Source organism: Candidatus Scalindua japonica, assembly GCF_002443295.1.
GTDB classification, from domain to species: domain Bacteria; phylum Planctomycetota; class Brocadiia; order Brocadiales; family Scalinduaceae; genus Scalindua; species Scalindua japonica.
Map to the genome: position 1 here is coordinate 131560 of NZ_BAOS01000013.1, position 26410 is coordinate 157969.

The 26410-nt window shown below is 38.1% G+C and carries 21 protein-coding genes and 1 pseudogene; 11 read left to right on the top strand and 11 right to left on the bottom strand.

What is annotated here, in order from left to right; genetic code table 11:
* The first annotated feature begins 81 nt into the window (after window positions 1-81).
* Window positions 82-6042, top strand: a complete 5961-nt coding sequence (locus tag SCALIN_RS08095; RefSeq protein WP_096894003.1) for a tetratricopeptide repeat protein — start codon at window positions 82-84, stop codon at window positions 6040-6042.
* A gap of 57 nt (window positions 6043-6099) precedes the next feature.
* Here SCALIN_RS08095 and SCALIN_RS08100 read toward each other — a convergent pair whose 3' ends face one another.
* Entirely contained in the window at window positions 6100-7092 is a 993-nt protein-coding gene (locus SCALIN_RS08100) for a helix-turn-helix domain-containing protein (RefSeq protein WP_096894004.1), read from the bottom strand.
* Between the two features lie 1128 nt (window positions 7093-8220).
* Here SCALIN_RS08100 and SCALIN_RS08110 point away from each other — a divergent pair.
* Both SCALIN_RS08110 and SCALIN_RS08115 read left to right on the top strand, forming a co-directional pair.
* Window positions 8221-8967, top strand: coding sequence for a hypothetical protein (locus SCALIN_RS08110; protein ID WP_096894006.1), 747 nt, complete (start codon window positions 8221-8223; stop codon window positions 8965-8967).
* 74 nt (window positions 8968-9041) lie between these two features.
* Window positions 9042-11186: a choice-of-anchor D domain-containing protein gene (locus tag SCALIN_RS08115; protein WP_096894007.1), complete on the top strand. Its 2145-nt coding sequence runs from the start codon at window positions 9042-9044 to the stop codon at window positions 11184-11186.
* Window positions 11187-11272: 86 nt separating this feature from the next.
* Here the strand turns inward: SCALIN_RS08115 and SCALIN_RS21640 are convergent, their stop codons facing one another.
* From SCALIN_RS21640 to SCALIN_RS08125, 3 genes are read right to left on the bottom strand one after another with little or no spacing between them, the layout of a single operon-like run.
* Window positions 11273-11461, bottom strand: coding sequence for a hypothetical protein (locus SCALIN_RS21640; protein ID WP_096894896.1), 189 nt, complete (start codon window positions 11459-11461; stop codon window positions 11273-11275).
* Window positions 11430-11636, bottom strand: coding sequence for a hypothetical protein (locus SCALIN_RS08120; protein ID WP_096894008.1), 207 nt, complete (start codon window positions 11634-11636; stop codon window positions 11430-11432). Before SCALIN_RS08120 ends, SCALIN_RS21640 begins: the two co-directional genes overlap by 32 nt.
* Window positions 11617-11985: a transposase gene (locus SCALIN_RS08125; RefSeq protein WP_096894009.1), complete on the bottom strand. Its 369-nt coding sequence runs from the start codon at window positions 11983-11985 to the stop codon at window positions 11617-11619. Before SCALIN_RS08125 ends, SCALIN_RS08120 begins: the two co-directional genes overlap by 20 nt.
* Before the next feature lie 433 nt (window positions 11986-12418).
* Here SCALIN_RS08125 and SCALIN_RS08130 point away from each other — a divergent pair, with 433 nt between their 5' ends.
* Window positions 12419-12895, top strand: a complete 477-nt coding sequence (locus SCALIN_RS08130) for a type II toxin-antitoxin system VapC family toxin (RefSeq protein ID WP_096894010.1) — start codon at window positions 12419-12421, stop codon at window positions 12893-12895.
* A complete protein-coding gene (locus SCALIN_RS08135; RefSeq protein WP_203415400.1) occupies window positions 12892-13089 on the top strand; it encodes a hypothetical protein in 198 nt (65 codons plus the stop codon). Before SCALIN_RS08130 ends, SCALIN_RS08135 begins: the two co-directional genes overlap by 4 nt.
* Before the next feature lie 113 nt (window positions 13090-13202).
* Here SCALIN_RS08135 and SCALIN_RS08140 read toward each other — a convergent pair whose 3' ends face one another.
* The 4 genes from SCALIN_RS08140 to tnpC all read right to left on the bottom strand — a co-directional run bounded on the left by SCALIN_RS08140 (window position 13203) and on the right by tnpC (window position 16465).
* Entirely contained in the window at window positions 13203-14195 is a 993-nt protein-coding gene (locus SCALIN_RS08140) for a helix-turn-helix domain-containing protein (RefSeq protein WP_096894012.1), read from the bottom strand.
* Between the two features lie 179 nt (window positions 14196-14374).
* Complete coding sequence (locus SCALIN_RS08145; RefSeq protein ID WP_096894013.1) at window positions 14375-14779, bottom strand: hypothetical protein; 405 nt, start codon at window positions 14777-14779, stop codon at window positions 14375-14377.
* A gap of 127 nt (window positions 14780-14906) precedes the next feature.
* Window positions 14907-15200 carry a transposase domain-containing protein gene (locus SCALIN_RS23055; RefSeq protein ID WP_261341006.1) on the bottom strand — a complete coding sequence of 98 codons (294 nt, stop codon included), beginning with the start codon at window positions 15198-15200 and terminating at the stop codon, window positions 14907-14909.
* Window positions 15201-15208: 8 nt separating this feature from the next.
* Complete coding sequence (gene tnpC / locus SCALIN_RS08155) at window positions 15209-16465, bottom strand: IS66 family transposase (RefSeq protein ID WP_096894015.1); 1257 nt, start codon at window positions 16463-16465, stop codon at window positions 15209-15211.
* 608 nt (window positions 16466-17073) lie between these two features.
* Between tnpC and SCALIN_RS08160 the strand changes: the two are divergent.
* From SCALIN_RS08160 to SCALIN_RS08185, 6 genes and pseudogenes are all read left to right on the top strand, one after another.
* A pseudogene (locus SCALIN_RS08160) lies at window positions 17074-19199 on the top strand (thioredoxin domain-containing protein).
* Window positions 19196-20083 carry a dihydrodipicolinate synthase family protein gene (locus SCALIN_RS08165; protein WP_096894016.1) on the top strand — a complete coding sequence of 296 codons (888 nt, stop codon included), beginning with the start codon at window positions 19196-19198 and terminating at the stop codon, window positions 20081-20083. The pseudogene SCALIN_RS08160 and the gene SCALIN_RS08165 overlap by 4 nt, the downstream one beginning before the upstream one ends.
* Window positions 20080-21180 (top strand): bifunctional diaminohydroxyphosphoribosylaminopyrimidine deaminase/5-amino-6-(5-phosphoribosylamino)uracil reductase RibD, encoded by a 1101-nt coding sequence (ribD, locus tag SCALIN_RS08170; protein WP_096894017.1) that lies wholly within the window; start codon window positions 20080-20082, stop codon window positions 21178-21180. Before SCALIN_RS08165 ends, ribD begins: the two co-directional genes overlap by 4 nt.
* Before the next feature lie 177 nt (window positions 21181-21357).
* On the top strand, window positions 21358-21831 hold the full coding sequence (locus SCALIN_RS08175) for a hypothetical protein (protein ID WP_096894018.1): 474 nt from the start codon (window positions 21358-21360) through the stop codon (window positions 21829-21831).
* A 308-nt stretch (window positions 21832-22139) separates the two neighbouring features.
* On the top strand, window positions 22140-22496 hold the full coding sequence (locus SCALIN_RS08180) for a PilZ domain-containing protein (protein WP_096894019.1): 357 nt from the start codon (window positions 22140-22142) through the stop codon (window positions 22494-22496).
* A gap of 223 nt (window positions 22497-22719) precedes the next feature.
* Window positions 22720-23121 (top strand): bacteriohemerythrin, encoded by a 402-nt coding sequence (locus tag SCALIN_RS08185; protein WP_096894020.1) that lies wholly within the window; start codon window positions 22720-22722, stop codon window positions 23119-23121.
* Between the two features lie 276 nt (window positions 23122-23397).
* Here SCALIN_RS08185 and SCALIN_RS08190 read toward each other — a convergent pair whose 3' ends face one another.
* The 3 genes from SCALIN_RS08190 to SCALIN_RS08200 are packed head-to-tail and all read right to left on the bottom strand — an operon-like array spanning window position 23398 to window position 26404.
* Complete coding sequence (locus SCALIN_RS08190; protein WP_096894021.1) at window positions 23398-24672, bottom strand: tetratricopeptide repeat protein; 1275 nt, start codon at window positions 24670-24672, stop codon at window positions 23398-23400.
* Window positions 24669-25715 carry a DUF1858 domain-containing protein gene (locus tag SCALIN_RS08195; RefSeq protein ID WP_096894022.1) on the bottom strand — a complete coding sequence of 349 codons (1047 nt, stop codon included), beginning with the start codon at window positions 25713-25715 and terminating at the stop codon, window positions 24669-24671. Before SCALIN_RS08195 ends, SCALIN_RS08190 begins: the two co-directional genes overlap by 4 nt.
* Window positions 25694-26404, bottom strand: a complete 711-nt coding sequence (locus SCALIN_RS08200) for a cbb3-type cytochrome c oxidase subunit I (RefSeq protein ID WP_096894023.1) — start codon at window positions 26402-26404, stop codon at window positions 25694-25696. Before SCALIN_RS08200 ends, SCALIN_RS08195 begins: the two co-directional genes overlap by 22 nt.
* Window positions 26405-26410: the final 6 nt, after the last annotated feature.

The following is a 26410-nucleotide window of genomic DNA, read 5'->3' on the forward strand; positions in this document are numbered from 1 at the left end:
TTCTGGCGATGCTTATGATCCGAATATTATAGAAATGAATAATGGTGAAAACTTGTTAACACAAACGGGAGATTTATTACTTTGACTGTTTCTCAAAAATTTAAAGGTAGCAAAGGTAAAAGATGGAAATTCAGGCTCATATTTATTGCTGCTCCAATCCTGGTAATTATATGTATTCTTTTTACTGTTTTTTACGTGTATATAGCTAAGGATGTCTGGAAAAAACGAGGGATCGAACAGGGACTTATTTTCGCGCAAGTACAGAGGAACAGAGAAGCTCTAGAGATATTTAAAAAGGAGCTATCCAAGACCCCGGAAGACCCTAAGATCCACTATTACATGGGTGTATCATATGCCAATTTAAAGGAATATGATAAGGCAATAGCAAAGCTTGAGGCAGCACTCAAGATCAAACCTGATTTATCAGATGCACATATTAAACTTGCAATGATAAGTTTGACAAAAGCACTGGAATTACGAATGCACGGTAAGGCAGAACCACTGGTTCTGGAAAAACTGTTGGAGGCAGAAGGTATATGCAGGGCTGAAATCGAAAGAAATCCCAATAATAAGAATGCGCATACTTGCCTGGGTGCAATTCACACTGCGCAAGGCTTGCTTGAAGATGCAATAATTGACTATGAAAATGCACTGAAACTTGATAGTAAATTATTAAGCGCACGTATGGCAATTGCCAGGTTGTACGCCCAGAGAAATAAAATTGTCCTGGCAGAAGAACACTGTAATGTTGTTTTGACAGAAATTGATCATGACAATTATGAAGCACGGATGCTTTTGTCACTGATTTATGAGCAACAGGGTGAATTTCAAAAGGCTGTTGAATGTTTGAAAAACATTTTAAAGGAAAAACCTGAAGATTTAGCTGTTCACATACAACTTGGACTTTTCTACTTGAAAATGTCAAAGTATGATGAGGCATCTAAAGTGGTCGAACTGGTACATAAAATAAATCCAGTAATTTTACCTCCTCTCATTGATTATATTGAAGGCTGTGTGCTGTTTCAAAGAAAAGATTATGAAAATGCTATTGTTTTGTTAAAGAAAGTAACTGAAAAGATATCAGATTATGTACAGTCTCATTATGTTCTGGCCATTGCCTTAGCTGAAAAAGGAAAAATAGAAGAGGCCAAAGCAGAATTTAGAACTACAATAGACCTTGCTCCAGGATTCATTACTGCTCAAATAAGACTTATAAGGCTTTTGGAAAAAGATGGTGATTATAATGAAATGGTCAGATTGAGTAAAGATGTACTTACAATTGAACCTGAAAACCTGGATGCGATGCAGATACTTGGGAATGCGTATATAAAGTTAAGAGACTTTACGAGTGCCGAAATTGTATTTCAGGAGATTACCGAGTTAAAACCATCGATGGGAGATATAAACATGGCTCGTTTGAGTTTGGCAAGAGGCCAATTAGGCAAGTGTGTACGCCAATGTGAACAGATTATTAAGTCAAATCCTGAAGAGGCAGGAGCATATGGTATCCTTGGCCTTGCTTATTTAAAACAGGGGAACTTTAACAAGGCTATTGAACAGTTTGTAAAGGCTATTGAAAAAAAACAGCGTATAGTAGATACGCACCTGAATCTTACCCTGGCATATGTACTAACCGGAAGGAACAAGGAGGCAATAAATACACTTGAAAACTTTTTATCCTTTGACCCGAATAATCTGCAGGCAAACACGATACTTGCAAATTTATATGAAAAGGGAGGTAATATTGATAAAGCTATTAACATCCTTGTGAATTTGATAACTATAGACCCTGAATACCTTCCGGGTTATAAATTGACCAGTCTATATTTATTACAGGACAGGGTAGATGATGCCATAGATATATGTAACAGGGCACTTAAACTTGCACCGGAGGATACTAAGTTTTACATTAATCTTGCAGTCGCCCATCAGCAGAAGGGAGACCCCTCCGCGTCAATATCATCCTGCCGGAAGGCAGGCACACTAAAGCCGGGAATACCTTCCATCAATATACTCATGACAAACTTACATACCGCAAATGGCGACTTTGATAAGGCTGCCGATTGTTTTTTAAAAGGCAACGAACTGTTTCAGAGAAAAGATTATACAAATGCTGTCACTTTGTTAAGGGAAATGATCAATAGGTTACCAGGGTCAGCACAGGCTCACTATATCCTGGCGCTTGCCCTGATGGAGAGCGGTAGTATAAAAGAAGCCATGACAGAATTCAAGACTACATTAGAGCTCTCCCCCGGATTCATTCCAGCCCAAATAGGTCTGGGAAGATTATATTTTAGAAGTGGAAGGTATTACGAAACAATCAAGTTGGGCAAAGACATTATTGACTTCGAGTTCGTTAATCTGGATGCCAGGATCCTCATCGGTAAATCATATATGAAATTACAGGACTTTCAGAATGCCGAATTGATATTTAAAGAGATTATTAAGCTGAATCCTTTAATTGGGAAGATCAATATGGCACATTTAAGTCTTGTGAGAGGTCAGATTAGCAAGTGTATACGCCAATGCGAACAGATTATTGAAACAGATCCGGAAGAGTCAAAGGTGCGCGATATACTGGGCCTTGCTTATGTAAAGCAAGGAGACTTTGATAAGGGTATTGAACAGTTTGCAAAGGCCATTAGGAGAATCGAACGTAAGGCAGACACACATTTGAACCTTGCAAAGGCATATGTGGTAACAGGGAAGAGCATAGAGGCACAAAAGACACTTAATGACTTGCTCTCCTATAACACGAAGAACCTGCAGGCAAATACGATCCTGGCTGACCAGTTCTTAAATGAGGGTGATTTTGATAAAGCCGCGAATTTACTTGAGAAGGTGTTGGAGATTGATCCTGGCTATCTTCCCGGTTACAAATTAGCATGTTTACGTTTATGGCAGGGCAGGACAGATGAGGCTATAGACTTATGTAACAGGGCGCTTAAGCTGGCTCCGGAAGATGCCATGTTGCACGTCAACCTTGCTATTGCCTATCAACAAAAGGAGAAATATCCTGAATCAATATCATCATTCAAGAAGGCAGGAGGGTTTAGGACCCCAAAGAGATTTTCCGATATACTTATATCAAATACATATATATCCAATGGTGACTTTTATAAGGCACGTAAACATGTAGAATCATCATTGATGTTTAACGACAAAGAGAAAAAAAAGTATCTGGAATTTGTTGATCTGTGCAAGAGTCATAAAAAATACGCAAGGCAAGTAACATTAAGTCTTAACAAGGCATTAGCCGCAAAGCAAATGGGTATCTTTAATCTGGCGAGCAGTGAACGCGAAAAGTCATCAAAGATATTACAACAGGGTCTCATACCTGAGATATTCTTTGAAAACAAGCAGGATGAAGCAATATCAATATATCAGAATCTGACAGGCTCGGATAGTGAATCTGTATCGATACGATTGGCCATCGCTAACCAACTCCTTAAAAAAGGTACAGTAAACGAAGCCGTAAAAATTACCGAAGAAGTTATGGAACTATATCCAGAAAATTTTTCATCCTATAATTTATTAAGAGAACTGTTCATTCGAGATACTGAGGATACAAGGCATGACGATTCCGCAATGGATTTACTAAAAATGCCTCAACTGAATAATGATTCCATAGAAGGGTATCATGATATGGTCAGGCTGAAATTTATGGGTGAACAGGTGGAATCAATCTCAATGTTTAATGATGAAGAGAAAAAGGAGTATCTGGAATTAATAAAACTATGTAAAAATAATGAAAAAAATGGCAAGCAGGTAATGCTATCTATTAATAAGTATATAGTAGCAATACAAAATGGTTATTTTGACCTGGCAATCAGTGAGTGCAAAAAAGCGGTAAATGTTCTTCCGGAGAACCTAATACCTAAAATTCTTCTTGCGAATACTTATCTTTCAACTAATAAAAAAGAGGAGGCTATCAAGGTATATAATGAAATCATAGAGTATAAACCAGAATATGTATCACAAGATATGGGCAAAGCGTTTATAGTGGCCCAAAAAGAGGGAGACGCTATTTCAACGTATCAGAATTTAGTTGATCTTGATGACAATTCCGTTTCTACACGACTAATTCTTGCGGAAATGCTTTTCAAAAAAAATTCTGTAGAGGAGGCCGTGAAATTGGTTAGTGAGGCTATACAACTCTCCCCGGAAAACCTGGCTGCTCATAATCTATTGGGTGAACTTAATTTAAAAAGTACAAGGTATGATAATGCGGAAATGGTATTCTCAAAGATGCTGCAATTGAATGGGAATATCTTTGAAGGACATTACAATATGGCCAGGTTAAAATTTATACAAAATGAGTTTGATGAATGTATAAGGTACTGCAAGAGAGGTCTGGAAATTAAACCCGAAGAAATACATACACTCAATATCCTTGGAGACGCTTATTTAAAAAAAAACATGTTAAACAACGCGGTACTGGTATTTAATAAAATATTAGACATAGATTCTAATTTTGTTCCAGCTCTTCTAAACATTGCCAATATAAGGTTGCAGCTTAATCAGCCCGCAATCGCAGTGCATCATTACAAATCAGTACAAAAGATTGATCCACAAAATATTGCTGCTCATTCAGGTTTGGGAAATGCTTACGCCTTGATGGGAAAGCACACAGACGCAATAACTGAATTTGAAACTCTGAAAAAAGCAGAACCAGAAAATGTGTATACATATTTTCCCATGGTAAGAAGTTATCTGGCTCTGGATGAAGATAAAAAGGCACATGAATTACTCAAGAAGGTTTTAGAGTTGGATCCTGAAAACCAGAATGCTCGTTCGCTCATTGCAAAGATATATGCGAAAAATGACAAATTATCAAAGGCTATAGAACAGTTGAATCACATATTACATGATAATCCAAAATCTGCAGAAGCGTACGGACTTGGTATATTTTATTTTGATAAGGGGGAATACGACAATGCAATCTCGATTTATAAACAGGGAATAGAGAATTTTCCGAACAATGTTATGCTGTTATGTAATCTTTCGGTAACATATCTTATGAATGGAGACTATAAACGAGCAAAAGATACATGCTCAAGGACAATAAACATTCAACCGGAAGGTATCATCCCAAATCTATGCATGGTAAACATATTTTTGTCTAAAGGTGAACTTGAAGGTGCATTAAGCCATCTCAGTAATGAGGCCTTAAGTCTTAATAATATGCAAAAAGATAGTCTTCTGGGTTTAATCAATTATTGTAGAAAAAATAAACTGGCTTCAAAGATAGGATATCATTTGGGGAAATCTATAGCATATGCAAATAGTCAATGGCTTGAGCGTGTCTTAAGGGAGCATGATGAAATATCAAAGATAGCTATTCCGGATCCAAGCTTGTACCAGGCACAGGCAGACATCCTGATCAGGTCTGGTGGAAATGATGAGGCCATAGAAACCTACAAAAGAGCTTTGGAAATGACGCCAGAGTCTCCATACGTATATTATCAACTTGCAGATATTTATAAACGTAATGCAAGATATGATGATGCAGAGACATTCTATAAGAAGGTAATAGCCATCGACCCTGATAACGCCATCACCCACATGAATTTGGGGATAGTACTTCGTTCTAAAGGTTTAATAGATGAAGCTATTGAGGAGTATGAACAAGCAATTGAATCAGAACCGTCAACCATAATTGCGATCAATAACCTTGCGTATTTATATGCAACGAAAATTCAGGGCAAAACGGATTATGCCCTGAAGCTGGCACAAGATGCCAGGGCGCTTGACCCAAACAATGCTGATGTATTAGATACATATGGATGGATTTGTTACTTAAACGGAAAGTTCGAAGAGTCAATATCAAAACTGAAGGCTGCTGCAATGATTGCACCACAGAATCCGATAATACGCTACCACCTCGGGGCGGCTTATTACAAAAAAGACTTAAAATTACTAGCATTAAAAGAACTGGAGTATGCGCTCAAGTTAAGTAGTACTTTTCCCGGGGCTAAAGAGACTGGCCAATTAATAGAAAAAATTAGTTTTTACACAGAAAGTAATGTATTAGGTTTATAGTCACCAGCCATTTGAAGCTGGGGGGTGGGGTCACATCTTTGATGTTTGATATTAGTTTTAATTGTTAAAATCTATCATATCAGATTCTAATTGCCTGACCAGTTTCTTAAAGGTTTTGTCTGTTTTTAACCGATCCTTAACCCTTCTACTTCCCAAACTCACTGCCGAAGGCCTGATACCTCCAAAGTGCTCACCTATTTCATCACACGTGCTTCTAGCATACTTTCTCGACAAATATATCGCCATATCCCGGTCTTCATTTCCTTTACGTCCCTTTACGCACATCTCCTCCTTTGAAACATCATACGCTTCGCATACAACTTTACAAATTTCATTAATTCCTGGACCTGGCCGCGCATAAATCATACCTGAAATCTCAGCATCACTCTTCTCAGACTTTCTGTTTCTCAATTTCTCCCTCATTCGTTTTACAAACTGTGCTGTTCCTAATATTGCCCCAAAACTCATTTCTTTTAAAGGATTTCCCTCGTCTCCCATTATTACAAAGCGTCGGTATTCCTTTCTCTGCTCCTTCTCAGACACACCAAACATTTCAAGTGTTTGTTTCACATCAAGCCACTTCGGACATTGTCGTATTCCTAGATAATCCCGATAACTAGACCATCTATACTCCTCGGGCCTCCTCACAATACCCGCACGTACAGGATTCATGTGTATGTAACGTGATAAAACATGCAAATGTTCATCTGCTTCTACGAGCACACTCTTAAACCTGCCCTGAAACAGATGTCCCACTCTCTTGTACTCCTTATTTACATAACCGGCATAAACATGATTCAACCATTGCAAGGGCCTACTCAATTCACCACCTGGAGTTTCCAACTCCAGATGATAGTGATTTGTCATCAGAGAATATCCATGGAATATTATTCCCCACTTCTCATGCAGGTCTCCCAGCTTTTCTAAAAACACCTTTCTATCGTAATCCTTAAAAAATATATTCTGTCTCCCAACACCTCTGGTAGTAATATGATAAAAAGCACCGGGATATTCTATGCGTAAGGGCCTTGCCATAATTAACAGACACATTCCTAAAACTTAAATTTTAATAATAAAAAAATTAATCTTATCTAAATTTATACATACGTCAATATCAAATTTCAAAGATGTGACCCCTACGATGTGTACGATGTGCGTTAAGCGGGAGAGGTCTATTTGGTGCAAGATTCAGGTAATAAATCATTGTCTGTTAATGTGATAGCGACATAACAGACACTAAATCAGGCAGTTATGAAATTTGTAAAAAATGCCGTGCCCTCATTCGACAAGCAAGGGGTCACTGGTTCGAGTCCAGTATCGCCCATATTGTCATACAAGGAGTTAGGACAAGTGGTAGGTAAAGCAATCCTGAAAGGTGACCATTTTGTGACCAAAATTATTGAGGGGTATTGGTAATCAAGAAAAATAACCATGCCATTTTTTTCTTCTTCTTCGTTCCAACTACATATAAAAGTTGCACATATCCAGCGTAATCAGGTGGTGAAGCTGAGGTGTTACACTGTTCAGGTTTTAACATTCTAACACATCCTATGTGTATTCTCCGCACTACCATGAAACAGGCTTAATGTTTTTATATTAGAACGTCAAAACGCTACCTTTGCTGTAGATTTTTTGACATATGGTAATGTCTGATATACCAACAAGTTACACAAAACCAAGCTTATGCATTTCAGCTATAGGCGTTAGAAAACTAACGATTGAACAAGTTTTTGCTTAAGACACTCCAATTAACATTCCAACATAAGTCTTTGTACATCAGCGCATAAGATATATTTTTATTGTAAGTTCTGTTATTGGTATGAATTCTGCTATTAAAGATCGAGTCCATAATTCAATTGTTTGGTTTTTATGATATTATTATTAAGTAAGGCAATTATGGTTAATGATAAATTATTTAAAATGCCAAAATGATGCTGCTTTGTCCGGTTAGGTTTTTGCGTAACAAAATTTTTTTTCTGTTTTTTGGTATTACTTTGGTCCTCTCCTGCTCCATGGGCAAAGAAATCAAAGTTGGACAATTCGTTCTTGAATTTAATCCTCAATTCTCTGACTCTTTATGATAGATACTTTTTCGTTAAAAGCATTGCGACAATAAATGGTTATGAGCAGATACGTAATTAGTAATAAATAACTCATTTTGTAAATGTGAAAATAATAATGATATTAAAAAACCGACAATTTGTTAAATATTGTGTTTTTGGTGTTTTGATTATTTTTGTAATTTTGGTCTGTATCCTGTCCACAACAAAAGTTGATCAGGAAAAAGAGGAAAAACCAACCTCTAAGCTTCCTGATGACATATCAATGGTTGGCCAAACTATCAATCAGTACCACCATAATAAAGTGCTCTATACAATCAAGATCGGAAATTTTCGGATATGTCATAAAAAGATAGGTTTTCTAAAAATAGGTTTTCTAAAAATAGCACAGATAAATAATTTAGTAATTGATATTTTTTTGGACTGCTACAATCATAACAGCACAAAAACGTCATTAAACAATATGGCTAAAGTTGATAATAAAACAGTCTTCAGTTATATAGAAAAAAACTCCAGATTGGAAGCAATGATTCGTAAACATAAAATAAAAGGATTTGAAATTGAAGGTATAGAGCTAAATGTTTATAGAGGAAAGAATGTAGTGTGTTCAATTTTGAGTCAGAGTGCCAACTTAGATTATAAAAATAGAGAGGTTGTCTTAAAAGGTAATACAACAATTGCAGTAGAAAATAAAACCTTAAGATCGCATAGGGCTAATTGGCAAACTAAGGATAAGAAATTCTTTATTAATGGGGGGTATGAGTTAATTAACGGAAATACGGTAAAGAGAGGAAAAGGTCTTATAACCGATTATTTATTAGAGGAAATTGAGTTCTGTGGTCAAAACCTAAAAAAAGAAGCATAATTAGAAAATTGTACATATCTTTACGATAACATTTACTGAAATTTTGATTTTTTTAAAACGAAATAGAGGGTGAGATGGGAAAGCAGATCAAATTAATAGTTAGAGTTTTACTTCTTTCGGGTATATTGTTTTTATTATCCTGGGGAGAAGATGTCCTGGCAAACCATGGTAACCTAAATGAACATGTGACGAATGGTAAGGATTTTCTAAAAGTATTTGACTTTGTAAACTCAAATTCAGAGTTTGAAGCAGCATTGGTAGTTGATCCCAACCATGAAGAAGCCAATTTTTATTATTCGTTTACAAGGATTGCAGTACTTCTTAGCTCAACCGAATTAAACAATCTGCTTGATGGATTTGGTGTAGATCCTCAAGGTAGAGATATTCAAAACTGGACGGCTGATTTCCAACGTGATATAGATGGAAAAATAGTGCTCCCTGCAAATTCACCTACGGGTGATTTGGTGGTAAATTATCTGGAGACCATTCTCCTGCTACAGGTAGAAGGTGCGTTGGTGAATTTAAGTAAAGTGGGAAATAATTTTTCGTCAAGTTTCTCATTTGGCGATGGTATTATAGATTTTGATTATGGTGATGCCGCCTTTTACAATGCCTTCCTGTTATTTTCAAAACTCGTAATGGGCTTGGTTATGTCTTATGATTTTGGTGTGGATATTGATGATATTGTATCGAATTTTAATTATACTCACTGTTTTACTATAATTGAAGTTTTGAACACATACGTCAATTTACTGGAGCTTTTACCTGTAAATTATTTGAGCCAGTCTGGCACAGCGCTATACAATGCAGTCGAAATGTATAAGGCTGCATCAACTTATGTTATAAATGAAACGGATAATCAATCAGATGATTTCATTGTAATAGATAATGAAGATCTTGAGTCCGAAGATTATTTTCGCAATATTTTGGTAGAAATACAGAGTTCGCTGTCGGGCCCTACATTGATTAATTTGGGGAAAAAACAATCATGGGTGCTACAGGATGATTTTTTATTTGGTGGTGGAGAGATGCGGGTATCTCTAAACAAGAATGGTAACCAGATAGAAGATGGGGAATATACAAAAAATAATTATAATTGGCCATCACCTTTGGGAGTTCCATGTTATGGTGATGTTAGAAATTTCCATATTATAGGCAATTCAATATCATTTGACATTATAAATGAAGACGTTGGGTTTGATTGCCCTTGTGACATACAATTTACGGGTACGTTGAATAATGCATTGGATCAGATTATCAGTGGCACATATAATGGTGTTAATAATAGTGGTGTTATATCCGGTTCGTTTACTGGATTATTGTCGGATAATGACATCTATAGGTATAACGTTGACTTGGGGAGTCTCTTTTTTACTAATTACAATTTAAAAAACTACATACCTATAATTAGTAAAGATGTAGATTGTAATGTTGATATTGTAAGCTATCCGGACGATACGTTTGGAGGCGTTTTACCGGATGGCATTCCTAACGAACCAAATATTTCTGTTTTACCTCTAAACCATAACTTTGGTTGCGTAAATGTTGGCAACACTTCAACTGTTCAAACCTTCACTATATCCAATACAGGTACAAACGACCTGGTGATAGGCGTTGTTGGTCTTACCGGGGCAACTCCCCTCCAATTCAATATAAAGAACAACAACTGTTCAATGCTAACAATACCTCCATCTGGAAATTGCTCGATTGATATAGTGTTTTCGCCAACATCAACAGGCTCTAAAAGTGCAAACCTTTCTATACCATCCAATGACCCAGATATCCCAACAATGGATATTTCAATAAGCGGAACATCTAAAACAGAACTATGCCCATGTGCAATAGTTTTGCAAGATAATCCATCTGATCTGAAGCTTCTACAGCGTTATCGGGATGAGTCCTTATCAAAGACAAACATCGGTAAACTATTAACGAAGTTATTCTATATGGTCTCAGCTAAGGCAGTAGAGACACTAAATGATAATCCTGAATTAATTGCAGAAGCAAGGTCACTCATAGACAAAAATCGAAAAGATGTTTCTGATGTACTGGACGGAAGAGATGGAGTTATATACAACACAGATGAGATTGTTTCCTTCCTCAGCAATTATGCCAATGACTCACCACCTCTCTTAAAGGTGATATTAAATGTCATTAAGAAAGATATGCTTCAGAAGAAAAAGCGTGGAGAGCTGTTCTTTGGATTCAAGTTGGAATAGGGTGTTTTTATGTGGGTATGTCCTCTATCAGAGAAGGGGGTGGGGGTCAGGGGTGGGGGTCACATCTTTGATGTTTGATATTAGTTTTAATTGTTAAAATCTATCACATCAGATTCTAATTGCCTGACCAGTTTCTTAAAGGTTTTGTCTGTTTTTAACCGATCCTTAACCCTTCTACTTCCCAAACTCACTGCCGAAGGCCTGATACCTCCAAAGTGTTCACCTATTTCATAACACGTACTTCTAGCATACTTTCTCGACAAATATATCGCCATATATCGCCATATCCCGGCCTTCATTTCCTTTACGTCCCTTTACGCACATCTCCTCCTTTGAAACATCATACGCTTCGCATACAACTTTACAAATTTCATTAATTCCTGGACCTGGCCGCGCATAAATCATACCTGAAATCTCAGCATCACTCTTCTCAGACTTTCTGTTTCTCAATTTCTCCCTCATTCGTTTTACAAACTGTGCTGTTCCTAATATTGCCCCAAAACTCATTCTTGTACTCCTTATTTAAATAACCGGCATATACATGATTCAACCATTGCAAGGGCCTACTCAATTCACCACCTGGAGTTTCCAACTCCAGATGATAGTGATTTGTCATTAGACAATATCCATGGAATATTATTCCCCACTTCTCATGCAGGTCTCCCAGCTTTTCTAAAAACACCTTTCTATCGTAATCCTTAAAAAATATATTCTGTCTCCCAACACCTCTGGTAGTAATATGATAAAAAGCACCGGGATATTCTATGCGTAAGGGCCTTGCCATAATTAACAGACACATTCCTAAAACTTAAATTTTAATAATAAAAAAATTAATCTTATCTACATTTATACATACGTCAATATCAAAGTTCAAAGACGTGTCCCCTATTCTTTCAAAAAATAGCCAAATTGTAAATACTCTTATTTCAAGGACTTAAAAAATCGGATGCCAATTGCTTCTTAGTATCAAGTCTAAGGCTCATTCTCGAAAACAGGACAAAATGAAACCAAAAAAACCAGTGTTTTCGTGCGCTTGGTGGGCATACTCAACACTGGTTTTTTTAGTTGATATATTTAATTTATTAACTAACCTATAGAAGTTATTCTTTTTCATTGGTGAATGGGAATAATGAACCGGAGGACATAAGTTGCCGCTTATGTCTTTCTTTTTTTTGTAATAATAAAATTAAAAACTACTTTGGAAAAAACTATCTTTCGGCTTTCAAGTTACAATGAAACAAAAAATATATATTGAAACAAGTGTAATAAGCTATCTGGTCGCAAATACATCAAAAGATTTAGTGATTGCGGCTCATCAAGCCTCTACAGTTGACATGTGGAATCAGATTGATGAATTTGATGTTTTTATTTCAGACATGGTCATTCAAGAGTCATCGAGAGGAGATAAAAAGCAATCTTGTGATCGTCTAAATAAATTGAAAAACATTCCAGCATTGAAAATTGATGATGAAGCAAAGAAGTTAGCAAAGGCATTGCTTGACGGAAAAGCAATACCTGAAAAATGTCCTGAAGATGCTTTACATATTTCGGTTGCAGCAATAAACGGTATTGATGTTATTATTACATGGAATTTTAAGCACATCAATAATCCATTTACAAGAAAAATGATAAGAACTATAATTGAGAGCAAAGGAATTGTATGTCCTGAAATATGTTCACCGGAGGAATTAATAGGAGAAAACTTATGAACGATCCAATTGTAGAAGAAATACGCGGATTTCGTAATGATCATGCAAAAAAGTTTAATTACGATTTAGATGCTATATGTGAAGATTTCAAAAGCCACCAGGCAAATTGTGGTCATGAAATTATACGATTGAAACCTAAAAAATTAGAAAAGAAGTTAATTCAGCAGATGCTAAGAAGTAGTGCGGCAGATTAGTATCGCTACCTTAATTCAAAAATATCGATTAAGTACTGTATGCTCCTTTTTCTATTGACCTTAAGCGATGTGAGGGATGTGAGGGGTCACATCTTTGATGTTTGATATTAGTTTTAATTGTTAAAATCTATCACATCAGATTCTAATTGCCTGACCAGTTTCTTAAAGGGTTTGTCTGTTTTTAACCGATCCTTAACCCTTCTACTTCCCAAACTCACTGCCGAAGGCCTGATACCTCCAAAGTGCTCACCTATTTCATCACACGTGCTTCTAGCATACTTTCTCGACAAATATATCGCCATATCCCGGCCTTCATTTCCTTTACGTCCCTTTACGCACATCTCCTCCTTTGAAAAATCATACGCTTCGCATACAACTTTACAAATTTCATTAATTCCTGGACCTGGCCGCGCATAAATCATACCTGAAATCTCAGCATCACTCTTCTCAGTCTTTCTGTTTCTCAATTTCTCCCTCATTCGTTTTACAAACTGTGCTGTTCCTAATATTGCCCCAAAACTCATTTCTTTTAAAGGATTTCCCTCATCTCCCATTATTACAAAGCGCTGGTATTCCTTTCTCTGCTCCTTCTCAGACACACCAAACATTTCAAGTGTTTGCTTCACATCAAGCCACTTCGGACATTGTCGTGTTCCTAGATAATCCCGATAACTAGACCATCTATACTCCTCAGGCCTCCTCACAATACCGGCACGTACAGGATTCATGTGTATGTAACATGACAAAACATGCAAATGTTCATCTGCTTCTACGAGCACACTCTTAAACCTGCCCTGAAACAGATGTCCCACTCTCTTGTACTCCTTATTTACATAACCGGCATATACATGATTCAACCATTGCAAGGGCCTACTCAATCCACCACCTGGAGTTTCCAACTCCAGATGATAGTGAATTGTCATCAGACAATATCCATGGAATATTATTCCCCACTTCTCATGCAGGTCTCCCAGCTTTTCTAAAAACACCTTTCTATCGTAATCCTTAAAAAATATATTCTGTCTCCCAACACCTATGGTAGTAATATGATAAAAAGCACTGGGATATTCTATGCGTAAGGGCCTTGCCATAATTAACAGACACATTCCTAAAACTTAAATTATAATAATAAAAAAATTAATCTTTTCTATATTTATACATACGTCAATATCAAAGTTCAAAGATGTGACCCCTATCCCCTCCAAAATAATGCTACCAAATCTGTTGTTTTCCTTCCAACAATTGAAAAACCTGATAAGGATAATAAACGTGAAAAACTTTGTGCTTAGGAACCAATTGGTGAGCAAAGATACGCTTGTAAAAAAACCTCGTTTATTTTAGGTCTAACCACATTGAATATAGAACATAGCATCGAATCAAACTGTATGTAAATAAAATGCCATACCCTGTTAAACCCTATAAATAATAGCAAAAGAAGCCCGTATACCATATTATAGTAGCCCAAGGCTGGTTCACTGCTGGGTGACTTATAAAACTTATCAAATATCTCCTGAAATCTTATCAGATCAAAAAATTTTACCAGCCCAAGAAGCCCGCCAAATGGGCTTCGCCTTTCACTGCAATAACCATACGGGGTGGTAGCCCCAATTTTACCAGCCTTAGCGGTGTATCCTGTTTCTCCTTGATTTGTAATGACTTTCGCGTTACTCTTATTTCGTCTTTTAACCATTCGGGTTACCTCCTTTTTTTATAGGTAGTTGTTGTCAAATCCTATTATTTAGGGGGAACCCAAATGTTTTCATGCTTTTTTACGACTTCTTGTGCAAGATTCAGGTGATAAATTGGTAAGCACCCAGTTAATCACGTCTAGCGAGTTGCTCCAGTTCCTTGGAATCGACATTCCAAGGCAGTAAATCATTTACTGGTTTTCGATCTCGTAAATACATTGGCATCTCTTCGAAAACCTTTCGAAGATACCAGTAAGGCTCTAATCCATTAGCCCTTGCAGTTTCAACCAGCGAATACCAAGTTGCAGTTGCCCTTGCACCGGCCTCGCTTTGTGCAAACAACCACACCTTTCTACCCGTCGCAATAGGCCGGATATGACGTTCCGCATTGTTGTTGTCCAGTTGCAGGCGTCCGTCTTCCACGAAAACTGTTAGTTTTGACCATTGGTTGTTAATGTAGGTAAATGCATTCGACAGCAAACCTCCATAGCTAAACGCCTGCACTGATTTCTATTAATCCAGGAACGGATCTTATCCAAGCAAGACTTAACTACCTCTTGTCTATATCTCTTTCGTTGATCCGGTGGTTTCTCTTTTTCTTGATTGTCAAGGTAGTAGAGTTCTCTGATCAACTCCATGCCTTGCCGGGCAATATTGGCAGCGCCTGGCGAACTGGCTTTTCTTGCAACATCAAACTTACGACGAACATGTGCCCAGCATCCCAACTGGATAACATTAGGACGCGAGGCTGATGCCCCATAACCAGCGTAACCATCGGTTTGCAAAAAACCACTGAACCCTTCCAACAGTTTGCTGGCTACAGCTCCTGCACGGCTGGGACTGTAGTGCATAAGTACAATCGGGGTATCGTTACCGCCAGTAACACGACACCAGATATAGGACTTCTGTTTAGCAGTTCGTCCTTCTTCGCTCAGAACCTGAAGGGTGGTTTCATCAATGTGAAGATAGTCATGTCCATCAAGCGCATTTTCCATGGTAGCTACCAGAGGAGAAATAATTTGCTCTGCACCTTTGATCATCCAGTCTGCCAATGTGGTACTGGTGAACGGTACGCCAAAACGTTTTCCAGCAATAGAAGCTATACGGTTTAGCGGAAGACCATCAGCAAATTTGCTCGAACCAACCCAGGCAAGAACACCTGGTGATGCTTGGGTTCGAGGCAAAGGAGCCGGTGGACTTTGTTGTGCAGTTATTGGCGGTTGCTTGCACTTGGAGTTAGAGCAACTGTACTTGAACTTAATGTTCTCTATTACTTGAAACCTGGCGGGAATCACGTCGTACTGAAATGAAACCTCTTCTCCTATTCGATTCAGGCAAGAACCACAGGAACACTGTTTCTCTTCTTCCAGCAGATCATGCTCCACGCGAACACGCGGAAGATGCTGGGGAGGGACACGTCGACCACCAGTCTTTCTGGTGTGCTCAGGTACCTTAGTTTCGGTTGCAGGTTCAACCTCACAAGCAGCATCCTCGTTACCGAACAGCAATTGCTGGCGCTTATCAAAACGCTCAGACTTTGAACTGAAACGATGATAAAGGAGGTAGTTGATCTTTTCTTCGAGTAGCATGATCTGGTGGTCTCTAGATTCGAGTTTACAACGCAACTCATCGTTCTGCGCAAGCACATTTTCAATACTAAAATCTGTTATTTCAACCACCGCTTCCATGACCTAAATCATACCATATTTCCTATTCATTCGATAGCTTATACTGCAATTATTACTGGTTTTTTTACCAAACTTTAAAGGGTGTTAACTTGGTGCTTACATAAATTGTTAACTTGCAGATGCCTGCTATATGATTATCAAGTATCTTCTTGGCTGCATGTTGCCTGTAGAATAGTAAACCCCCTTTGTAGCCTCCCTAACTGCTTCCGAAGAAGTCATATAATAACTCGTTTTTTGAGTCCGGATTACCGCTTTTGATACCTCCTCACAGATTACATATTCATCTAAACATTCTTACAGAGTAGGTGTGCTGGTGTTAGAGTAAAAAAACATATACTTTTTGTTAAAACTTCTTTATATGGTTGGATTAAAAAACAGGAAAAATATTTGTAACTAAGCCACAAAGAGTAAAAATAAGCTGTATGAATTGTAGTTTTATTTGGATATAATTAATTTTTTATTATTTGAACATAAAAATAATTATTATTCTAAGCATAGAAAGGCAATACATGAATAGAGCATTATCATCACTATTACCTTGTATTATCTTAATAACACTATTTACAGGGAATCTGAAGACCTTATCTTCAGATACTGAGGTAAAAACCATGAAACATAAATCTACAAGCAATATAAAAAAATATTCTAACAGACTCAAACTTGAAAAGAGCCCTTACCTGCTTCAACATGCAGATAACCCTGTAGACTGGTATGCGTGGGGGCCTGATGCTTTTGAAAAAGCAAGACAGGAGAATAAACCTATTTTTCTTTCCATTGGTTATTCAACATGCCATTGGTGCCATGTAATGGCACATGAATCATTCGAAGACCCTGAAGTTGCCAGGTTAATGAATGAAGTCTTTATATGTATTAAAGTCGACAGGGAAGAGAGGCAGGACATAGACAATATCTATATGCGTGTCTCCAGATGATGACGAGTAGCGGTGGATGGCCGTTAACCATTATTATGACTCCTGATAAGAAACCGTTTTTTGCCGCTACATATATTCCAAGGGAGAATCACCACGGACGGATGGGTATGCTAGACTTAATACCCCGTATCAAAGAGATATGGGAAACACAACATGACGAAATTCTGAAATCTGCAGACCAGATTACGGAAAAACTAAATATGATTGCTCAGAACACTGCCGGAGAAGAGCTTGGCAAATCAACGTTACAGAGTGCGTATGAACAGCTCAGTGGACGATACAGTGAACAGTATGGCGGCTTTGGCAATGCGCCAAAATTCCCAAGCCCTCAGAACCTTCTCTTTTTACTGCGCTATTGGCAGAGTACGAAGGAAGAGAAGGCGTTAAGGATGGTTGTAAAGACTCTTCAATCCATGCAGAACGGCGGTATTTATGATCATATCGGATTTGGATTCCACAGGTACTCGACAGATTCTCACTGGCTTGTACCTCACTTTGAAAAGATGCTTTACGATCAGGCGATGCTTGCAATGGCATATATAGAGGCATTTCAGGCTACGGGCATTAAAGAGTTTGAAGTGACGGCAAAGGAGATTTTCACTTACGTCCTGCGTGATATGACAGACCCCAAAGGTGGATTTTATTCAGCGGAGGATGCTGACAGTGAGGGAGTAGAGGGAAAGTTTTATGTCTGGACAGAGGATGAAATTCGTCAGGTCCTGAAAGAGGAAGAGGCTGATCTGATTATAAATATGTATAGCATTGACAAGACCGGTAATTTCAGAGATGAGGCGTCCGGTGAGAATACCGGAACTAATATTCTTCATCTGGAAAAAACTTTAACAGAGGCTGCATTTAAGAATAAGGAATCATTGGATGTACTTCAAATGCGCGTTGAAACAGCCAGACAGAAATTATTTGCTTATCGGAATAAAAGAGTCCATCCCCATAAAGATGACAAAATATTGACGGATTGGAACGGCTTAATGATAGCCGCTTTGGCAAAAGGAGCACAGGTTTTTGATGAGCCAAAGTATGCGGAAGCAGCAAAGCGCGCTGCAGATTTCATTTTTACTGATATGCGCAGGGAAGATGGACGCATTCTGCACCGTTACCGTGAAGGGCATGCGGCTATACTGGCCAATGTTGATGATTATTCCTTCCTTATCTGGGGTTTGCTGGAACTCTATGAAACACTCTTTGATGTGCATTACCTTCAGATGGCCCTTGATCTGAACAGTGAAATGATAAAGTATTTCTGGGATGAAAAGGATGGCGGTTTTTATTTTACTGCGGATGACGCGGAAGAACTTATAGTCCGGCAGAAGGAAATTTACGACGGCGCCATACCATCAGGAAATTCGGTGGCCGTCTCAAATCTGTTCAGACTTTCGCGTATCACTGCAGATACCGGTTTAGAAAAGAAAGCAGATAAGATCATGCTCGCCTTTTCCAAAGATGTGGAAAGTGCACCTTCCGGTTATACACAGATGATGGTTGGACTTGGTTTTGGAATAGGCCCTTCTTATGAAATCGTCATAGTTGGTGACCCTGAGGCGGAGGACACAAGAAACATGTTAAATTCACTCAGGAAACACTTTATTCCCAACAAGGTGGTACTCTTGAAGCCTGATGACCAGGAAACTCCGGATATTACCCGTATAGCAGAATATACAGAGTACCACTCAAGTATTGAGGGTAAAGCAACCGCGTACATCTGTCTTGATTTTGCATGTAAGATGCCTGTGACAGATACGGAGGAGATGTTGAAACTACTAAATGTGACCGGGAGAACGAAATGAAGATTGAAGGAGTTTTCCCACCCGTCACGACTCCTTTCGATGATAATGGCTGCGTAGCGCATAACCAGCTTGAAGAGAACATTAACCGATGGAACGATACTGACGTTGCCGGATATCTGATATTGGGTTCTAACAGTGAATCTGTTTTCTTAACCGAAGAGGAGAAGCTTGAAGTAGTCAAAACTGCAAGAAAATCAATTCCGCCATCAAAGATAATGCTGGCAGGTACCGGTCTCGAATCTACCGAAAATACAATTGAGTTTACTAAAAAAGCTGCTGATTGTGGAGCTGATGTAGCGGTAATTATCACACCACACTTTTTCAAAAGTAATATGTCGCATGACGCATTCATGAAGCATTACCTTATGATTGCAGATATCTCTCACATTCCGGTTTTACTCTATAATGTACCTGCATTTACCAGTCTTAATATGGGAGCCAGGACTGCATCTGCACTTTCATCACATGAAAACATAATCGGGATTAAGGATAGTTCGGGAAATGTTGAACAACTTTCTGAGATTATCAGTTTGACCGCAGAGGAAGAGTTTTGTGTCCTTACCGGCAGCAGCATTGCTCTTTATCCATCCCTATGCATTGGCGCTTCAGGTGGTATCATGGCAATTGCCTGTGCAATACCAGAAAAATGTTCCGGAATAATCAGATTATATAAAGAAGGTAATCATACGGAAGCAAAGGAGTTGCAATTACGGCTGATTGGGCCGTCTATTGCCGTAACCTCCTTGTATGGCGTTCCGGGGTTAAAGGCGGCCATGGATCTATTCGGATACCACGGTGGACTTCCCAGGTTACCGCTTCTGCCTGTTACAGAGAGAGAAATCAATACGATAAAAGATACTTTTATGAATGCCGGTTTTCTATGAAGAAAGATACTTTCGATGATAATTATTATATGAGAATGGCTATCCGTCTTGCCAGGAAGGGTATTGGCAAGACCAGTCCAAATCCGATGGTTGGTGCTGTAATTGTTGCTAAAGGAGAGGTCATTGGACAAGGCTACCACAAACGATGCGGTGATCACCATGCCGAAATTAATGCCATAAACAGTGCGAAACAAAATATCAATGGTTCAACCTTCTACATTACATTAGAACCTTGCAGCCACTATGGGAGAACACCGCCCTGTGTAGACGCGTTAATAAAAGAGACTCCCGGAAGAGTAGTAGTCGGCTCTCTCGACCCAAACCCCGAAGTAAATGGCAAGGGTATTAAAATCCTGAGATCAAAAGGTATAAAGGTTGACGTTGGGATACTAGAACATGAATGCATGAGGTTAAATAAATATTACTTTAAATTTGTTAAAACAGGGATGCCTTACATAACTGTTAAGTATGCCCAGACGCTGGATGGAAGAATCGCTACCAGGGGTGGAGATTCACAATGGATAAGTTCTGAAGCATCACGCAAGTATGTCCATCGCCTACGTAGCATTAATGGGGGCATTATGGTTGGCGCAGGCACCGTTACTGCCGATAATCCACAATTAACAGTAAGACATGTGAAAGGGAAGAACCCCTTTCGTATAATAGTTGACAGCAGACTTCGAATACCCATAAAATCATCTGTACTGACAGATGCCAATTCTCATCTGACTATTATTGCCACAACTTCCAGTGCTCCTGCCGTGAAAATAGCTGCAGTTGAAAAACTGGGAGTTGAAGTATGGGTAGTGAAAAAAGAGAGAAACGGCAGAGTCAGCCTCAGAGATCTCTTGAGAAAACTCGGCAAAAGAGAGATTATGTCAGTACTGGTAGAGGGAGGATCTGAAATAGTTACCTCACTACTCAAAGCAGGTCTTGTTGATAAGATGATAATACCAATAGCTCCCAAGATTGTAGGAAAGGGACTGGAATCCATAGGAGATCTTAATATAAATAAGATAAACAACTCCATCAAGTTTTCATCGTTTAAGACAATGAAAAAAGGTGATGACATTGTCTTTGAGGGAACGATAAAATAATTTACGATTTACTATTCTTAGTCTGTCTGTTCTACCGCCGAACAGAGAAGTTTTTATGAAAAAGCTCAAAGTTCCTAAAGTGAGAAAAAAATCCACAACTTTAGCTCACTTCAAACTTTAGGCACTTTAGTTCACTTAGTAATATTTCTAGATAAGAAAATTAAGGAGGTATTAAAAATGAGAAAGAGTGCTATCGTTTTTATAATTCTATTTCTTTTTCCTTTCTGTTTATTTGCTGATGATGCAGGCCTTTCGCGATTTTATCAGGAGTATTCAGAAGTCAGCCATGCATTAATGAGTGACCAGGGGTGTGTAAATGAGTTGACGGAACTTCATTCACTTGATGTAGATGCTGCTGACAAAATCGCAGATTTCTGGCTGTATAAATCAAGAAGAGAGTGTCACGACTTTGTAGAAAAAATTAAGGCAGGTATCGATTTCAGAGATTTATATAAAGAGATTGATTTTTATATAGATAAAAAAACTACTCCAGTCTCCGGTGGAAAATATGAAGAAGTTGAGAAAAAAGCACAAAAAGAGGCGGAACAATGCCGTTATTGTATCTACTATGAAAATTGGGACGCGATTAATAAAATGATTTCAGACAAACTTAAGGTGGTAAAAGAAGGAAATAAGAAGAAAGAAAAATAAAAAAACTATGAGTAACGGCCCTGTTGATTTAGTAGGTTTTCATTAAATGACCGGTTTCCCATTCCTGTCATTGAATGACCCACAACAATAATTTTACAAGCCGGTTTAAATCAACAGGGTGAGTATTTGAACTTGACAAATAACGACAAGAGTATAGAATGAATTTTGTTTACAAAGACAAACATGATGGCCTATAAGAGTAAACATATAAAAGAGGTTTTTGCTCTATAACAAATCTGCGAAATCTGTGGTTTCTTTGCATTTTCAATGATTAGTTTTGATGCAGTTAAACTGAGGAGAAAGATGACATGCTGTCAAAAGTAATATACCCTAACAGGAGACGAAGGCAGAGAATTAATGGAGAATTTGAAGTATCTTTTCCAGATCAAATAAAAGGCAGAACAAAAAATGTAAGCGCCCATGGCGCTTCCTTTGAAGTAATAACTGATAATCCGGATACATTTTCTCCGGGAGCAGTAATCACTCTTGAAATAGCAACACCTAACACAACACTTGATTCTAAGATGAGAAAACTCCGTCTTAGCGGAAAAGGAGTAATTATCAGTAGAGAGGTAATCGAGAAAACCACGGGTTGTCGCGTTAAATTAAACATAGCTGTCCAGTTCAAGGAGAAGCTCAATTTCTGGGTACCTTCCAATAATTAGTTTCTTAGAAAATTATTTTTACCAAAATCAGTAAAAAAAAATTCTCATCAGTAAACCTGTGAATTTTAGTAAGATAAATATATCTCTTCGAACAGATTCTTCCCCGGCTGACTACGTCTTTCGGTCAAGAGTCGTTTCTCCTGGAGAATAATATATTGGTGAGCAAAATTTGCACGAAGGATACTTAAATTTAAGGATAGTATTATAGCTTTTAATTTGCCAAATGATTAAATGGGACGACAAATATAGTGTGGGTCTATCATGTATTGATGAAGAACACAAGAAATTCATTGATATTATTAATAAAGTTATCCATGCTAAACAACGTATTGACAACTCAAAGGAGCTAACTTCGATATTAAACGAAATGAATAGTTATGTTCTTACCCATTTTGCAAATGAAGAGGCTAACATGATAAAGTCCAATTATCCGGATTATGAAAATCACAAAAAAGAACATCAGGGATTTTATATGCAGCTAATGGCATTGCACGACAGTGTGTCAAAAAGCGGTCCTCAACTTGCGTGTGAAATACTGGAACATTTGAAAAACTGGTTAGTTAACCACATAGAAGGTACAGACAGAAAATACATCAAATGTTTTAAGGAACATGGCCTCAAATAATTGTTAAAATAGTATGCTTTCATTCTTTTACAATAGAAAAGATATAGCGGGAACAGCCATTAAACCTCTACTTGTCAGCCAATTTAATGGAAGATTTGAGACATATGAAAAGTTGTTATCTTCCTGACGTAAGCCTACATACAATTGGCCTCCGATTGCGGTGGGAAAAGATAATATGGTTTGTATTCAGAGGGAGAGAGGCTTGTAGCATGATTCGTTTAGTAAATTTTCAAAAGAATGATAGCTGGTGTTTACTGTACAGATGAATTAAAGTAATTATTCAGTGCCGGTTTTTTTCTTCAAATCGGACATAAAGTCTGGTTCGGTTATGTATCCCAGTTCCTCAGCTCGTGTCGCGTGTTTTATCGCCAAAGCAAACTGTTCGGTTTTATAATAAGACTCGGCCAACCGATATTGTGTTTCCGGGTCCATAGGGTTTATCAACATAGCGTTGTTGTACGCGGTTATTGCCTCTTTATATTGGAGATTCAAGGCGTATGCTTCGCCAAGGTGGAAGTAGAGGAATGCATCATCCGGATTAGCACTTGCGGCTTGTTTGCATAAGGTGATTGCATCATCTATTAAATCCATATCTAAATATAGCGTACTCAGATTCAGGTATGCATCTACATATTCAGGATTGTTATCTATTGCTTTTTTATACATCGTTATGGCCTCATCAAACATTCCCTTATCCGCATAGGCATTGCCAAGGTTATATTGAGCTTCCGGCTCCTCAGGGTCAATTGTGAGCACCTTTTTAAATGCATCAATTGCCTTTTCAATCATACCTTCATCATAAAACGATGCGCCTTTTCTCAATAGTTTTTCAATTGAAGCTTCCTGTGCGATCTTTTCTGACTCTGTCAGGTCTGGTGCTTTATCGATTTTGTCCTTACCTTCAAACATATCTATTTTTGGAGACGAGTCTTCTGGTTTGCCTGCAGATCTTTTTTGTTGATGGACCTGTCCAAGTTTATTAAAAATATCGTTACGGGGCTTAATATCGATGGCGTTCTGGTATTCGACAATAGCTTCATCAAGTCTGCCTTCTTTAAAATATTTGTCACCGAGAGCAATAACCTTTTCAATATTCTCCGATTTAGGGTTTTCCGGGATTTCTATATATTCACCTTCCTGCTTCAATAATTTATCAAAAAGCGCAAATTCTTTTTCTGCAAGTTCACTGTCTCCCTCTTCTCGATAAGCAAAACCCAGATTATAATGCGCATTGGCATTATCAGGATTGATGTCCAGCGCTTTATTACAGGCGGTAATTGCGGCTTTGTGTGTACCCTTCCAGTTATATGCATTTGCGAGAGCCACGTAAATGTCAACCTTCAGTTGAAGTTGATCTTCTTTGAGTAGTGGTATGGCCTTTTTTAGTTCAACTATTGCATCGGGAATGAGTTTTCTGGTAAGAAATGCATCACCTCTTTTAAAATGTTCTTCAGCTGTTTTTAAATGCTCTTTATCTGTTTGCGCTAAACATGAATAGGAAAACAAAAAACTCACTACTATAAGAAGTATTACTTTTTTCATTATATTCATTTATTAATTCTTTCATTTAAAGCTTTTAGCAGGGTATCTATGTTGACAGGATGTATTTTTGTCGCCTGTTTGATTGTAAACATTTTTGCCACTGTCTTCCGTGCAGCAGGACTTGCAAGTTGTTTGAACCCAAATTCCAGGAACACTTCCAGTATCTCCGGATAATGATCGATTGCCTGAGCGATATTTGTATCTCCTGTTATTTCAGTTAACCTTTCCTCTGGTTCGTCAACATCCTCATCCTCCGCATTCATTGTCTTCCATACGTTGTAACCGAAGATGCCGATCGCTGTCAATTCTATCCAGCCTGAAAATCCTATGAGAGAGTAGTAAAAATTTTCCGAGTGTGAAAGCCCGATCATTATCTGAGTATAAACACGGAGGAAACACCCGATGTTTAATAGATAAAACGAAAAATTTGCAAGCTTTATGCTGTGCATTCCCACACCCTTAAAAGTGGGGACCATCTTTGAGGCGTATCCTATTATCATCAACGTTATAAACCCGACTGTCAGAGCGTGATTGGCCGCACCATGGAACAGATATTGGGCTTCTGAAAATGGCGCAAAGAGCGGTTTTGCCCCAAGAATAAGCACACCAATAATTAACCAGACATAAGCGGTCCTGATAGTTTTAGAATAGCTTCTATCCATTACAACATCATCGAGTTCCCGTGTGGATTTCTCAAATATCCTTATACCATAAACGAAGAGTAAAATACTGAATGCAACCAGATAAATGGTAACATTCGAAATTTTTATCAAAAACGGGAATTTATAACTTAATGAATGAGCTAAAAAATATAAAGGTATAGTAATATTTATGATCCAGAATGTTGTGTTTATAGCACCGGTCCTGGCAGTACCTACATCAAGGAAGGCGTATACAGTTCTTATATTTACGGCAAATATGAACATGAAAACAAATCCCATGAGAAATACATGAACAAACGGACTGTAAAATGTCTGTGGGATATCGTTTGTACCTGCTATAAGCATATATCCGTCCATAAACAAGTTCATTACACTACAGAGCAGAACCATAATACTCCTGCCATGATAAATTTATCGTATGCCTCCCTCTTTTCTTTACTGGCCAGGACAGTACTGAAAATAATGAATGCAAATATTGCAACTGCCAGGAACTCCAGCAGGCCTGATATTGGCAGAAGGAAACTGATAAATTTATTGGCGTACGGCTGAACCAGTATTCTTAAAACAGTCCCTGAGACCATTAGCCCAAAGCATACGGTTGTCAGTTCACGGTATTTGAGCTCAACGTTTTTAACTCGGGGGACAATGTAATACGCAAAACCTATTATACAAAGGCCCACCCATCCAAACAATTGAGCATGGCCATGCGTCTGTACCAGAGAATGAACTGCAGAATGAAAGTTATGCTTTGAACCCATATAGGTTAACATAATTGCGCCAACTGCCACCCCTATGGTCAACGCCATTAAAATAGCTGTTTTGAAGAATTTCGCGTAAACTTTGTCTTCTACTAACGCTACCTTTTCAGTGTCTTCGTCTACACCTTTTTCTATGGCAGCTTTTAATTCCTCAACAATTTCGTCGTAAACGACTTCATGTGCTTTCGCAAAAAATGCCAGTGGTTCATTTGGTCCTCTTACACCTCCTGCAACGACAAGATTGTATTTTCTGAAGACCGCCATAGTTTGTGGATATTTCTTGACCAGATCTTTGATTATTGTATTTCTATTAATTTCCATAACATG

What these genes read in the sequence shown, in the direction of transcription:
- SCALIN_RS08100 (WP_096894004.1), bottom strand. Translation starts at nt 7,092, where the DNA reads ATGTGTCTGTTAATTATGGCAAGGCCCTTACGCATAGAATATCCCGGT.
- SCALIN_RS08110 (WP_096894006.1), top strand. Translation starts at nt 8,221, where the DNA reads ATGATATTAAAAAACCGACAATTTGTTAAATATTGTGTTTTTGGTGTT.
- SCALIN_RS08115 (WP_096894007.1), top strand. Translation starts at nt 9,042, where the DNA reads ATGGGAAAGCAGATCAAATTAATAGTTAGAGTTTTACTTCTTTCGGGT.
- SCALIN_RS21640 (WP_096894896.1), bottom strand. Translation starts at nt 11,461, where the DNA reads ATGGCGATATATTTGTCGAGAAAGTATGCTAGAAGTACGTGTTATGAA.
- SCALIN_RS08125 (WP_096894009.1), bottom strand. Translation starts at nt 11,985, where the DNA reads ATGTGTCTGTTAATTATGGCAAGGCCCTTACGCATAGAATATCCCGGT.
- SCALIN_RS08130 (WP_096894010.1), top strand. Translation starts at nt 12,419, where the DNA reads ATGAAACAAAAAATATATATTGAAACAAGTGTAATAAGCTATCTGGTC.
- SCALIN_RS08135 (WP_203415400.1), top strand. Translation starts at nt 12,892, where the DNA reads ATGAACGATCCAATTGTAGAAGAAATACGCGGATTTCGTAATGATCAT.
- SCALIN_RS08140 (WP_096894012.1), bottom strand. Translation starts at nt 14,195, where the DNA reads ATGTGTCTGTTAATTATGGCAAGGCCCTTACGCATAGAATATCCCAGT.
- SCALIN_RS08145 (WP_096894013.1), bottom strand. Translation starts at nt 14,779, where the DNA reads ATGGTTAAAAGACGAAATAAGAGTAACGCGAAAGTCATTACAAATCAA.
- tnpC (WP_096894015.1), bottom strand. Translation starts at nt 16,465, where the DNA reads ATGGAAGCGGTGGTTGAAATAACAGATTTTAGTATTGAAAATGTGCTT.
- SCALIN_RS08165 (WP_096894016.1), top strand. Translation starts at nt 19,196, where the DNA reads ATGAAGATTGAAGGAGTTTTCCCACCCGTCACGACTCCTTTCGATGAT.
- ribD (WP_096894017.1), top strand. Translation starts at nt 20,080, where the DNA reads ATGAAGAAAGATACTTTCGATGATAATTATTATATGAGAATGGCTATC.
- SCALIN_RS08175 (WP_096894018.1), top strand. Translation starts at nt 21,358, where the DNA reads ATGAGAAAGAGTGCTATCGTTTTTATAATTCTATTTCTTTTTCCTTTC.
- SCALIN_RS08180 (WP_096894019.1), top strand. Translation starts at nt 22,140, where the DNA reads ATGCTGTCAAAAGTAATATACCCTAACAGGAGACGAAGGCAGAGAATT.
- SCALIN_RS08185 (WP_096894020.1), top strand. Translation starts at nt 22,720, where the DNA reads ATGATTAAATGGGACGACAAATATAGTGTGGGTCTATCATGTATTGAT.
- SCALIN_RS08190 (WP_096894021.1), bottom strand. Translation starts at nt 24,672, where the DNA reads ATGAATATAATGAAAAAAGTAATACTTCTTATAGTAGTGAGTTTTTTG.
- SCALIN_RS08195 (WP_096894022.1), bottom strand. Translation starts at nt 25,715, where the DNA reads ATGGTTCTGCTCTGTAGTGTAATGAACTTGTTTATGGACGGATATATG.
- SCALIN_RS08200 (WP_096894023.1), bottom strand. Translation starts at nt 26,404, where the DNA reads ATGGAAATTAATAGAAATACAATAATCAAAGATCTGGTCAAGAAATAT.